The sequence below is a fragment of the Roseateles aquatilis genome (genome assembly GCF_002205645.1).
Classification (GTDB): domain Bacteria; phylum Pseudomonadota; class Gammaproteobacteria; order Burkholderiales; family Burkholderiaceae_C; genus Roseateles; species Roseateles aquatilis.
This window is the reverse complement of record NZ_NIOF01000013.1, coordinates 117,505-129,860: the sequence shown is the minus strand read 5'-3', so window position 1 is coordinate 129,860 and position 12,356 is coordinate 117,505. Positions and strand designations below refer to the sequence as shown.

Sequence of the window (12,356 nt, the reverse complement as noted above, 5' to 3'; positions counted from 1 at the left end):
TGATCCCTGGGCAACCGTGCAACTTGTCACAGGTTTTTCCAGGTGACCTCTATGATCCTCCGAGTCCTGCATTTTGATAAAGATTCTGGAGACTTGCATGCACGCTTTCATCTGCGATGCTCAGCGCACGCCGTTCGGTCGTTATGGCGGGGCGTTGGCTTCGGTCCGGGCGGATGACCTGGGCGCCGCGCCCCTCCAGGCCCTGATGGCCCGACACCCGTCGCTGGACTGGGCCGCGCTGGACGACGTCTTCTACGGCTGCGCCAACCAGGCCGGCGAGGACAACCGCAACGTCGCGCGCATGTCCGCGTTGCTGGCCGGTCTGCCGATCGACGTGCCCGGCGTGACGCTGAACCGCCTGTGCGGCTCCGGCATGGACGCCATCGGCAGCGCCGCACGCGCGATCCGCGCCGGCGAGGCCCACCTGTTGATCGCCGGCGGTGTCGAGAGCATGAGCCGCGCCCCGTTCGTGATGCCGAAGGCCGACAGCGCCTTCTCGCGCAGCAACGCGATCCATGACACCACCATCGGTTGGCGCTTCATCAACCCGCGCATGAAGGCGCAGTACGGCGTCGACGCGATGCCGGAAACGGCCGAGAACGTCGCCACCGACTTCCGCATCGAACGCGACGCGCAGGACCGCATGGCGCTGGCCAGCCAGACCAAGGCGCTGGCGGCGCAGCGCGCCGGCTTCTTCGACGCCGAGATCTGCCCCGTCACCATCCCGCAGAAGAAGGGGGAGGCCGTGGTGGTGCGCCTGGACGAGCACCCACGCGAGACCAGCCTGGAAGCGCTAGCCCGGCTCAAGGGCGTGGTGCGGCCGGACGGCACGGTGACCGCGGGCAACGCCTCGGGGGTCAACGACGGCAGTTGCGCCCTGCTCCTGGCCAGCGAAACCGCCATCAGCCGCCATGGCCTGACGCCGCGCGCCCGCGTGCTGGGCATGGCGACGGCCGGCGTGGCGCCCCGCATCATGGGCATCGGCCCCGCCCCGGCGACGCGCAAGGTGTTGGCGCAGGTCGGCCTGCGGCTGGAGCAGATGGACGTCATCGAGCTCAACGAGGCCTTCGCGGCCCAGGGCCTCGCGGTGCTGCGCGACCTCGGTCTGCAGGACGACGACCCGCGGGTCAATCCGAACGGCGGCGCGATCGCGCTCGGACATCCGCTCGGCGCCAGCGGTGCCCGGCTGGTGACGACGGCGATCAACCAGCTCCATCGCATCAACGGCCGTTACGCGCTGTGCACGATGTGCATCGGCGTTGGCCAGGGCATCGCAGTGGTGATCGAGCGGGTGTGAGCGGCTCACGCCGCCCGCGGCACGGCGTGCCCAGGCGGCGGTGAGCCCCGCCCCGCGCGCCACCGCTCTATATAGAAGACCAACCGCCTTGCGACCTCGCCGGCCGCCGCGCAATGGCTCATTCTTGCCCATCACGAATAGTCAGACTATTTCTTCGCTGTGGGCGCCAGGCGGCGTCGAGATTGCACCAATCAGGTGCGGATAAACATTCGCTCACCCATATCCAAAAGTTTGGGGCGATTGAAAAATAGTCATGGGCGCAAGTGCGACCACGTAGGCGCCAATCGCACACCCCATGGGATACTGACCCGGTTTGATGGCGCATACCGCTCATATATGTAGGGTATGCGTCGCCAAGCATGATGTCTGACTATTGACGGCCTGCTTAGCGACGAACCGATTGCGGTTTCACGCACTTTTTTCCCGCGGAACGCCCCTTGACACCGCCTGATCCAGGTTGTGGGGCGTTGTGCGCGACAAATTCACCAAGTTGGTGCATTCAAGTGCGATTGGCGGCCAAAACGATTGCCCTGGCAAAGATTCTTCACAGGGTTGTCCCTATAGTCATGGACATCACCTGCTTACGCCCAGCAGCTTTGGGCGTCAAACGCACGTTTTGTCTGCCATGTCCGCTGCACGAGCTCACGACGATGAATTGACCGCCTTGTCGGTCGCCTCCAACCTCACGGCGCCTGACGCCGAAGTCCGCACCGGTCCGCTGAAACGCGACCTGGTCGCCGGCCTGGAAAAGGGTCTGGCCGTGATCGAGGCGTTCGATCAAGAGCGCCCCCGCCTGACCATCAGCGAAGTCGCCGGCCGTACCGGCCTGACGCGCGCCGCCGCCCGCCGCTACCTGCTGACGCTGACCCACCTGGGCTTCGTCTCGCAGGACCGCAAGATGTTCGCGCTGACCCCGAAGGTGCTGCGCCTGGGCCAGAGCTACATGCACTCCGCCCGCCTGCCGCGCATCATCGAGCCCGAGCTGCACAAGCTGGCCTACGCGATGAAGGAAGCGTCCTCCGCCGGCGTGCTGGACGGCAACGACGTGATCTGCATCTCCGCCACCAGCGCCGGTCGCGTGGTGTCGCCGACGCTGCAGCCGGGCACCCGCGTGCCGGCCTACTGCACCGGCAACGGCCGCGTGCTGCTGGCCGCGCAACCGCAGGCCGAGGTCGACGCCTTCATCGCCCGCCAGGAGCTGAGCGCCCTGACCCCGCACACGATCACGCATCCCGAGCGCCTGCGCATCGAGATCGCCCGGGCCCGCGCCCAGGGTTACGCGCTGATCGACCAGGAGCTGGAGCAAGGCCTGCGCTCCGTCGCCGTGCCGCTCAAGAACTACAAGGGCGACACCGTCGCCGCGATGGCCATCAGCGTCCACGCCACCCGCATGAGCATGGAACAGATGGTCGAGCACTGCCTGCCCCCGCTGCTGCAGGCGCAAGCGCACCTGCGCATGCTGCTGTAAGGCAAGACCCGGCCCCAATGAAGAATGCGACCCTCGGGTCGCATTTTTTTGGCCCTACGCCCCCCAGACCCGCTGCCTCAACAGCGGGCTGACGCGATACCGCTCGCTGCGATACGCGTCGAAGAGTCCGTCCAGCAAGTCCATCACGACGGGCGCGCCCAGTTGCGCCAGCCAATCGAAGGGTCCGGCCGGATAGTTGACGCCGAGCTTCATCGCGGTATCCGCGCCGGCCTCGTCGCAGACGCCTTGCCAGACCGCGTCGGCGCCCTCGTTGACCAGCATCGCGACGGAACGGGCGACCGCCAGGCCGGGGACGTCGCGCAGCGGCAGCGGCTCCCAGCAGAGGCGGCGCAGCAGCGTCGCGGCGGCGGCCTTGCGCGCGTCGTCGACACGCGGCGCGAAGGCGATCGCGAGGCCGTCCACGCGGTCCGGCGCCAGCGGCCAATCGATCAGCGCCAGCTCCGGCTGCCCGCGCTCATGCGCGATTTGAGCAGCCGTGCGTCCGCGCGTGAAGTGCAGTTGCAGGCCCTCGATCGCCACGCCGGCCCAGTCCGCGGACTCGTCCCGCTCGAACGCGAGACCGCGCACGCCCATCCAGCCGGCCAGCCCCTCCACCAGCGGTCCCCGCCCCGCCAGCAGCACCGCGCCGATGTCGTCGTCGGCCGCGGGGACGGGCTCGACGGCCGCAGGCAGGCCGTCATAGAAGCCCTTGCCGACCTTGCGGCCGAGTCGCCCGCCGTCGACCAATGCCTTCTGCACCAGCGACGGCTGATAGCGCTTGTCACCGTAGTTGGCCTCGAAGACCGACTGCGTGACCAGGTAGTTGGTGTCGTGGCCGATCAGGTCCATCAGCTCGCAGGGCCCCATCCGGAAGCCGGCGCCGCGCAGCGCGCGGTCCAGGTCGGAGGGACGGCCGGCCTGCTCCTGCAGCAACTGCAGCGTCTCCGCGTAATACGGCCGCGCGATCCGGTTGACGATGAAACCGGGCGTCGACTTCGCGTGCACCGGCGTCTTGCCCCAGCGGCGCGACAGCTGCTCGATCGCCTGCGCGGCCGACGCGTCGGTCTCCGCGCCCCAGACGACTTCCACCAGCTTCATCACCGGCACCGGATTGAAGAAATGCATGCCGACCAGTCGGCTCGGCGTCGTCATGCCGTTGGCCAGCGCGGTGATGCTGATCGACGAGGTGTTGGACGCGATCAGCGCATCGGGCGGCAGCAGCGCGTCGAGTTCGCGCAGCAGCGCCTGCTTGGGATCGAGCTTCTCCACGATCACCTCGATCACCAGCGCCGCGCCGCCCAGGTCGGCGACGGCGCCGGCCGCGGAGATCCGGCCCATCACGGCCTCGCGCGTCTGTGCCTCCATGCGACCCTTGGCGACGAGGCCGTCCAGCCCCTTGCCGATCTGCGCGATCGCCGCCGCGGCGGCGCCCTCGCGCAGATCCATCAGCGTCACCGGATGCCCGGCCTGCGCCGCCACCTGCGCGATGCCCGCGCCCATCACGCCGGCACCGATGACCGCCACCGGCGCTTGCGCGGGGGCGGCGCTCGTGATGCGCCAGGCTGCTGTCGATTCCGTCATTGCCTTCTCCGTCCTGCTTGTGCGTCCTGCTCGTGAATCTGCTCGTGCATGCGATCGCGCGGCTGCTCGCGCGTGTCGCTCATGCGGGTTGCCCGCGCGGTCTGCGGCTTGCCGGGGTTCTCCCGGCCTCGTGCTCGCGCGCGCGGGCCGGTCATTCCGCCTTGGGCACCCACGCCGCGGGCCGCTTGGCCAGGAAGGCCGCGAAGCCTTCCTTGGCCTCGGCGCCCATGCGCACGCGGGCGATGGTCTGCGCCGTGAGCTCGCGGACCTGCCCCGTGACGGGACCGACCTCCAGTTGCGCCAGCAGCGTCTTGATCTCGGCCTGCGCGCGCGGGCCGTTCATCAACAGCTCGGCGATCCAGCGCTCGACGGCGGCCTCCAGACCGTCCGCCTCCGCCACCTCGTGCAGCAGGCCGATGCGCAGCGCCTCGGCGGCGGTGATGCGGCTGGCGGTCAGCGCCAGCCGGCGCGCCTCGCGCGGGCCCACGGCGTTCACCACGTAGGGGCCGATCACGGCCGGCAGGATGCCGAAGCGCGCCTCGCTCACCGCGAACTGCGCGCCGGACGCGGCCACCGCGATGTCGCAGGCCAGTGTCAGGCCCACGCCACCGCCCAGCGCCACGCCGTGCACGCGGGCGATCGTCGGTTTCGGGCAGCGGGCGATGCGGTCCAGCATCGCGGCGAAGCGGCGCGCGTCCTCGACGTTCCATTCCTGCGTGGCCTCGGAGGCGCGTCTCATCCACTGGATGTCCGCCCCGGCGCTGAAGGCCTTGCCGGCGCCGTCCAGCACGATCACGCGCGCGGCGGGATCCTGGCCGAGTTGCTCGAAGGCCGCGTCCAGGTCCGCGATCATGGCCTCATTGAAGGCGTTGAACACCTCGGGCCGGTTCATCGTCACGCGCGCGACGCCGCGCGCATCGGTCGCGATCTGCAAGGTCTCCACGATGTAACTCCGTTGTTATCGGAGGAGTATCGCAGCCGACGACGGTGCCCGATCGCCGGGCGAGGTCCGCGCTCCGGGCGCCGACACGCGCGCGAGCGCGTGGACACCGCGGACGTCAGTGCCCCCAGACCTCGAGCACCAGCTCCCGCAGCGCGCTCAGCGCCGGCTCCTCCGGGCCTTCGCGCTGCAGCCAGCACAGCCAGGTCTCGTCCTGCCAATGCGGCCAGACGCGCAGCTCGCCGGCCGCCTCAGCGGCCTGCGCCTGATCGCGACGCAGCACGGCGGCGCCGAGTCCGCTGGCCACCATGCCGCGCACGGCGGCCTCGGTCTCGGCCATCAGTCCTTGCGACGGGTCGCGCCCGGCGCTGCGGAACAGCCGCTCCGCCGCCGGGCGCAGCCCGCAATCGGGCGGCGTGGCGATCCACGGCAGGGCCAGCAGCGCCTCGTGCGTCGGCGGCCACTCGCGGTCCGCGAAACGCCGAGGCACCGCGACGACCAGCTCCATCCGGCGCAGGCGACGCACCTCCAGCCCGTCGATCGGATCGCCCTCGTTGAGCACGTAGGCGCAGTCCACCTCGCCGCGCCGCAGCGCCTGCACGCTGTGCAGCGACAGGCGCTGCATCAGCTGCAGCGCGATGCCGGGGTGATGCTCGGCCAGCTTGACCATCACCTCGCCCAGGCGCAGCGAGATCGGATCGGTCACCGTGCCCATGCGCAGCACGCCGCGCACCTCGCCGCGGATCTGCGCGGCGGCCTGCCGCAGGCGCTGCGCGGCGTCGAGCGTGCGGCGGGCCTCGTCGGCCAGGCGCTCACCGGCGACGGTCGGCGCCATGCCGCGCGAACTGCGCTCGAACAGCTGCACGCCGAGCTCCTCCTCCAGCGCCTTGATCTGCGCGCTGACGGCGGGCACGCTGGTGAAGACCTTCTCCGCGGCGCGGGTCAGGTTGCCCTCGGCCACGACGGCCAGAAAACTCTTCAGCTGGTAAAGCTCCATGGGCCCCCATTGTGGCCAGCGGCGCCGCGGCCGGCGTTCGGATTCGCCAAAGACCCGTTCGGAACAAACGCATGGACCGCGCGCGAGGCGCCGCCCAGACTGGCCCCCGATCAATGTCACGTTCGAAAGGGAGGGCCGCCATGCGCCTGTCCGCTGTTCTCGCCATGCTGTTCGCCGCCGTCTCGTGGGGCAGCCTCTTCCTCGTCGGCAAGCCGGTGCTGGGCCGGCTCGATCCCGTCTGGTTCACCGCGCTGCGCTACCTGCTCGCCAGCACCGTCATGGCGGTCCTGCTCTGGCGTTTCGGCGATCGGCCGTGGGCCAAGCTGCGCGCGCACTGGGGCCGGCTGACCGGGCTCGGCGTGCTGGGTTACGGCTTCTTCGGCGTGCTGGTGCTGGAGGGGCTGAAGCTGTCCCTGCCCTCGCACGGCGCGGTCCTGATGGCGACGATGCCGCTGACCACGCTGCTGCTGCGCTGGCTGCTCGACGGTCACCGCCCCGGTCTGGGCCTGGCCGGCGCGGCGGTGCTGGCGCTCGGCGGCGTGGTGATGGTGTCCGGCGTGATCGGCCGCGCCGACGGTCCGCCGCATGTGCTGCTGGGCGACGCGCTGACGCTGCTCGGCACGCTCGGCTGGGTGCTTTACACGCGCGGCGCGGCGCGGCTGCCGGGCTTCAGCCCGCTGGAGTACTCCGGCCTGACCGCGCTCGCCGCCCTGCCCTGGCAGGTGCTGTTCGCGCTCGCCGCCACGGCGGCGGGCTGGTCCGCGGCGCCGGCGTGGCAGGACCTGCCCCCGGTGGCGCCGCACCTGCTGTACGTCGCGGCGGTGCCGACGGTCGCGGCGGTGCTGGCCTTCAATTACGGCGTGCGGCAACTCGGCGCCTCGCGCGGCACGCTGTTCCTGAACGGCGTGCCGGTATCGGCGCTGCTGATGAGCGTCGCGCTCGGTCAGCATCCGGCGGCGCAGGAATGGATGGGCGCGGCGCTGGTGATCGCGGCGCTGACCTTGAGCACGCGCGCGTCGGCCTCGTCGCCTGCCGCGGCCCCGGCGGCCTCGTCCCGCTCGTCGCCTTCATCGCTTTCGCCGGCCCTGCCGGCCGCCGCGACGACGTCCACCCCTACCTGGCTCGACGGTCAGGATGGCGTGAAGATGCGGGCGCCCGGCGTGCCGATCGGGCGCTGTCCAGCCACCTGAGGGGCATTCCCACAAGCAGGAAAGCCCCGGGGCTCATGGCTTTTGGCACGCCATGCCTTTTGACATAGCCTGTCGGCTTCGTCGGGCACGACCCGCGCTCCCATCACTGCTTGCGATGAACAAAGCACTTCGTCTCACCACCCTGGCCCTGCTGATGCAGCTGGGCGGCCTCGCGATGGCCGCGCCGCCGCAGTCCGGCCTGGACACCCAGGCCTTCGACAAGAAGGTGCGCCCGCAGGACGACCTGTTCCGCGCCGCCAACGGCCACTGGCTGGAGACGACCGAGATCCCCGCCGACAAGTCGTCCTTCGGCGTGTTCATCCAACTGCGCGACACGTCCGACCAACGCGCCCGCACCATCATCGAGGAGCTGGCGAAGAAGAAGGGCAAGACCGGCTCGGTCGAGCAGAAGATCGGCGACTACTACGCCACCTATACCGACACCGCCACGATCGACAAGGCCGGCCTGGCGCCGGTCAAGCCGCTGCTGGACAGCATCGCCGCGATCCAGACCCGCGAGCAACTGGCCGCCTGGATGGGCCGCCAGATGGGCGTGATCGACACGCCCGTGCCGCTGGGCATCGAGGCCGACTTCAAGGAACCCACGGTCAACCGCCTGATCACCTGGCAGGGCGGCCTGGGTCTGCCGGACCGCGACTACTACCTCAAGAAGGACGACGAGCGCCTGTCCAAGGCCCGCGCCGCCTATCAGACCTACCTTGAGACACTGGCCCGCGAGGCCGGCGTCAAGGACCCCGCCGACGCCGCCAAGCGCGTGCTGGCGCTGGAGAACCAACTGGCCGAGGTGCAGTGGGACAAGGTCGCCAACCGCGACCCGGTCAAGCTCTACAACCCGATGACGCCGGCCGAGCTGGCGCAGAAGGCGCCCGGCTTCGACTGGAACGGCTTCTTCGCGGCGGCCTCGCTGCCCAAGCTGGACAAGCTGTCGGGCTCGCAGCCGAGCTACCTGACCGGCGTGGCCAAGATCCTGTCCGAGGCGCCGCTGGAGGACATCAAGCTCTACCTGACGATGCGCGCGCTGGACGGCAACGCCGACGTGCTGCCCAAGGCGCTGCGCGAGGCGCACTTCGCGTACCACGGCACCGCGCTGACCGGCGCCAAGAGCCAGAAGCCGCGCTGGCAGCAGGCGGTGGGCAACGTCAACGGCGCGCTCGGCGAAGCCGTCGGCGAGGTCTACGTGAAGCGCTACTTCCCGGCCGCCGACAAGGCCCGCATGCTGCAGCTGGTCAACAACCTGCTGGGCTCGTACAAGGACTCCATCGACAAGCTGAGCTGGATGACGCCGGCCACCAAGGCGCAGGCGCAGGAGAAGCTGTCCAAGTACATGGTCAAGATCGGCTACCCCGACGTCTGGCGCGACTACGGCGCGCTGGAAGTCCGCGCCGGCGACGCGGTGGGCAACGGCCTGCGCGCCGCGTCCTTCGAGTGGCAGCGCCAGGCCGCCAAGGCCAGCAAGCCGGTGGACCGTCGCGAGTGGCTGATGACGCCGCAGACCGTCAACGCCTACTACAACCCGACGCTCAACGAGATCGTCTTCCCGGCCGCGATCCTGCAGCCGCCCTTCTACAACACGAAGGCGGACGACGCGGTCAACTACGGCGCGATCGGCGCGGTGATCGGGCATGAGATCAGCCACGGCTTCGACGACCAGGGCAGCCAGTTCGACGGCGACGGTGCGCTGCGCAACTGGTGGACCGACGACGACCGCAAGGCCTTCGAGGCCATCGGCGCGAAGCTGGTCGCCCAGTACGAAGGCTACGAGCCGATCCCCGGCAAGCACGTCAACGGCAAGCTGACGCTGGGCGAGAACATCGCCGACCTGTCCGGCCTGCAGATCGCGTACAAGGCCTACCTGCGCTCGCTGAACGGCAAGCCGGCCCCGGTGATCAACGGCTTCACCGGCGAGCAGCGCTTCTTCATGGGCTGGTCCCAGGCCTGGCGCGAGAAGTCGCGCGAGGAACGCCGCCTGCAGTTGCTGACGACCGATCCGCACTCGCCGGCCGAGTTCCGCGCCAACGGCGCCGCGGTCAACCACGACGGCTTCCACGAGGCCTTCAAGACCAAGCCGGGCGACAAGATGTTCAAGGCCAGCGAGGACCGCATCCGGATCTGGTGATCCGCGCGTCCGCGCTGACGACGAAGGCCGGGCTTGTCCCGGCCTTTTTTCGTCTCAGTGCGGCGACGCGCCGCGGTCCAGCGCGCGGCTGGCGCCGAGCAGCGCGGCCTGGTCCGCCTCGTGCACGACGAAGGTGGGGATCGCGCGCAGGTAGGCCGTGAGCCGGCCGGCGGACTCGAAGCGGGCACGGAACGGGCTGGCGTCGAACCACTCGCCCAGCCGCGGCACGATGCCGCCGCCGATGTACAGGCCGCCGCGCGCGCCCAGCGTCAGCGCGACGTTGCCGGCGACGTCGCCCAGCAGGGCGCAGAACATGCGCAGGACCTCGCTGCTGAAGGGCTCGCCGGCCAGCGCGGCGGCGGTGATCGCGGGCGCGTCGCGGCATTCGCCGGGCGCCATCTTGAGGCCGCGCAATTCGGCCAGCGCGGTGTAGAGGTTCTCCAGCCCCGGGCCGGACACGGCGCGCTCCGCCGAGACATGGCCGAAGCGGCGATGCAGCAGGTCCAGCACCGCGCGCTCCTCGGGGTCGTACGACGCCAGCGTGGCGTGACCGCCCTCGCCGGCCACGGCCACCAACACGCCGTCGTCCTCCGACGGCAGCAGGCCCGACACGCCCAGGCCGGTGCCCGGGCCGACCAGCCCCATCGGGCCGCCGGCGACGGCCTCGCCGCCGCCGATCTTGCGCGTCGATCGCGGCCCGAGCGCCGGCAGCGCGAGCGCCAGCGCGGTGAAGTCGTTGATCACCAGCAGGCGCTCGGCGCCCAGCGCGGACTGCAGCGCGCGGGTCGAAAAACTCCAGTGGTGGTTGGTCATCCGGACGTGGTCGCCGGTGATCGCCGTGGCGATGCCGATCGCGCAGCTGCGCGGCGTCGGCAGGCCCTCGCGATGCAGGTGATAGAAGATCGCGTCGGCCAGGCTGTCGAAGTCGCGGCAGGCATAACGCGCCACATGCTCGAGCGGCCCCGCCGCACCACCCTGGCTGGCGAAGCGCACATGCGTGCCGCCCACGTCCGCCAGCAATCGCGTCGGCGCCGCGTCGTGCGCGCCGGTCTCCGAGCCCTGCCTCATGCCTTGCTTGCTCCTTCATGCTTGCTCCGCGTCGAGCGCGCGGTCGTGGCCCCGGCCGGAGCCCCCCGCGGGACGGACCCGCCCTCGCCGGCCGCGCGAAAGCCCTGGATGCTGCCACAGTCCGCCCCCTCCTCGACCCTGGCCGCGGCCCGGTGCCCATTGCCCGGCCTCGGCATCCGTCGCTCAGCGCGGCGCCTTGAACGCCGCGATCATGTCCCGGTACCAGTGCGCGCTGTCCTTGGCCAGGCGCTGCTGGGTTGCGTAGTCGACGTGGAAGAGCCCGAAGCGCTTCTCGTAGCCGGAGTTCCACTCGAAATTGTCCAGCAGGCTCCAGTAGAAGTACCCGCGCACGTCGGCGCCCAGCGCCACCGCCTGCGCCACCGCTTCGAGGTGGCCGCGCAGGTAGGCGATGCGCGCCGGATCGGCCACGCGGCCGTCGACGACGCGGTCGGCGTTGGCCATGCCGTTCTCGGTGATGACGATGGGCGGCGGCGTGTACTCGCGGCTGATGCGCAGCAGGTGCTGCGTCAGCGCCTGCGGATAGATCTCCCAGCCCATGTCGGTGAAGCCCAGCTCGCCGGGCGGCTTGACCATGGCCTGGCGCCCGTCGAGCACGCTGCGGGTGTAGAAGTTGACGCCCAGGAAGTCCAGCGGCTGCTGGATCAGCGCCAGGTCGCCGACCTCGATCAGCGGCGCGTCGGCGCCCAGGTACTCGACGATGTCGGCCGGGTACTGGCCGCGGAACACCGGGTCCATGTACCAGCGCACATTGGTGCCGTCGTCGATGCGGGCGGCGCGGCGGTCGGCCTCGCTCAGCGGATCGGCCGGGAAGGACGGCGTGTGGTTGAGCACGATGCCCAGCCTGGCCTGGCCGCCCACCGCGCGCATCGCCTGGATCGCGGCGCCGTGCATCATGAGCAGGTGGTGCGACACCTGCGTCGCCTCGGCGCGGTTGCGGTGGCCGGGCGCGAACTGCGCGGTCTCGTAGCCGAGCGTGGCCGAGCACCAGGGCTCGTTCAAGGTCGCGATGGTGGCGAGGCGATCGCCGAAACGTCGCGCGATCTCCGCCGCGTAGTCGGCGAACAGCGGCACCACCTCGCGCGACAGCAGCCCGCCGATGGACTCGTCCAGCGCCTGCGGCAGGTCCCAGTGGTACAGCGTCGCGTTGGGCTGGATGCCGGCCTCCAGTAGCGTGTCGATGAGCCGGTCGTAGAAGGCGAAGCCGGCCTCGTTCCAGGCGCCTCGGCCCAGCGGCTGCACACGCGGCCAGGCGAAGGAGAAGCGGTAGGCGTCCAGGCCCAACCACTGCATCAGCTTCACGTCCTGCGGATAGCGCCGGTAGTGGTCACAGGCGACGTCGATGTCGGAGCCGTCCTTGATCGCGCCCGGCCGGGCGCAGAAGCGGTCCCAGATCGACTCGCCCTTGCCGTCCTCGCGGGCGGCGCCCTCGATCTGCGCCGCGCTGGTCGCGGAGCCCCACTGGAAGCCGGCCGGCAGCGACCGGATCAGGGCACGGAAGGTGTCCGTGTCCGCGGAGGACGGGGTCGACGGATCGACGCCGGGGGAGGCGGCGGAGCTGGTGGCGGGCGTGGTGGCGGCACTGGTGGCGGGGTGGGCGGCGGTCGCGTGCATGGTGGTCCGGTCGAAGGAAGGCATGGGGGACGTGGAAGGCAGGGGA

9 protein-coding genes are annotated in these 12,356 nt (G+C 70.5%); 4 read left to right on the top strand and 5 right to left on the bottom strand.

The genetic code is table 11. The annotated features are described in order from the left end of the window. Nucleotides 1-97: 97 nt before the first annotated feature. Both pcaF and CDN99_RS22540 read left to right on the top strand, forming a co-directional pair. On the top strand, nucleotides 98-1,297 hold the full coding sequence (pcaF, locus tag CDN99_RS22545; protein ID WP_088387159.1) for a 3-oxoadipyl-CoA thiolase: 1,200 nt from the start codon (nucleotides 98-100) through the stop codon (nucleotides 1,295-1,297). A gap of 625 nt (nucleotides 1,298-1,922) precedes the next feature. Next, nucleotides 1,923-2,765: an IclR family transcriptional regulator domain-containing protein gene (locus CDN99_RS22540; RefSeq protein WP_088387158.1), complete on the top strand. Its 843-nt coding sequence runs from the start codon at nucleotides 1,923-1,925 to the stop codon at nucleotides 2,763-2,765. 54 nt (nucleotides 2,766-2,819) lie between these two features. Here the strand turns inward: CDN99_RS22540 and CDN99_RS22535 are convergent, their stop codons facing one another. The 3 genes from CDN99_RS22535 to CDN99_RS22525 all read right to left on the bottom strand — a co-directional run bounded on the left by CDN99_RS22535 (nucleotide 2,820) and on the right by CDN99_RS22525 (nucleotide 6,283). Then, nucleotides 2,820-4,346 (bottom strand): 3-hydroxyacyl-CoA dehydrogenase, encoded by a 1,527-nt coding sequence (locus CDN99_RS22535; RefSeq protein WP_088387157.1) that lies wholly within the window; start codon nucleotides 4,344-4,346, stop codon nucleotides 2,820-2,822. Nucleotides 4,347-4,497: 151 nt separating this feature from the next. Then, nucleotides 4,498-5,289, bottom strand: a complete 792-nt coding sequence (locus tag CDN99_RS22530; RefSeq protein WP_088387156.1) for an enoyl-CoA hydratase-related protein — start codon at nucleotides 5,287-5,289, stop codon at nucleotides 4,498-4,500. A gap of 115 nt (nucleotides 5,290-5,404) precedes the next feature. Next, complete coding sequence (locus tag CDN99_RS22525) at nucleotides 5,405-6,283, bottom strand: LysR family transcriptional regulator (protein ID WP_088387155.1); 879 nt, start codon at nucleotides 6,281-6,283, stop codon at nucleotides 5,405-5,407. A 140-nt stretch (nucleotides 6,284-6,423) separates the two neighbouring features. On the opposite strand from CDN99_RS22525, the gene CDN99_RS22520 reads away from it, so the two are divergent. Continuing rightward, on the top strand, nucleotides 6,424-7,473 hold the full coding sequence (locus CDN99_RS22520) for a DMT family transporter (protein WP_088387154.1): 1,050 nt from the start codon (nucleotides 6,424-6,426) through the stop codon (nucleotides 7,471-7,473). Nucleotides 7,474-7,588: 115 nt separating this feature from the next. Next, the gene (locus CDN99_RS22515) at nucleotides 7,589-9,610 is read left to right on the top strand and encodes a M13 family metallopeptidase (protein WP_088387153.1); all 2,022 of its coding nucleotides are present in this window, start codon (nucleotides 7,589-7,591) and stop codon (nucleotides 9,608-9,610) included. A 54-nt stretch (nucleotides 9,611-9,664) separates the two neighbouring features. Here the strand turns inward: CDN99_RS22515 and glk are convergent, their stop codons facing one another. Both glk and CDN99_RS22505 read right to left on the bottom strand, forming a co-directional pair. Then, nucleotides 9,665-10,678, bottom strand: coding sequence for a glucokinase (glk, locus tag CDN99_RS22510; RefSeq protein WP_088387152.1), 1,014 nt, complete (start codon nucleotides 10,676-10,678; stop codon nucleotides 9,665-9,667). Between the two features lie 183 nt (nucleotides 10,679-10,861). After that, nucleotides 10,862-12,334 (bottom strand): GH1 family beta-glucosidase, encoded by a 1,473-nt coding sequence (locus tag CDN99_RS22505; RefSeq protein ID WP_238139662.1) that lies wholly within the window; start codon nucleotides 12,332-12,334, stop codon nucleotides 10,862-10,864. Nucleotides 12,335-12,356 lie beyond the last annotated feature (22 nt).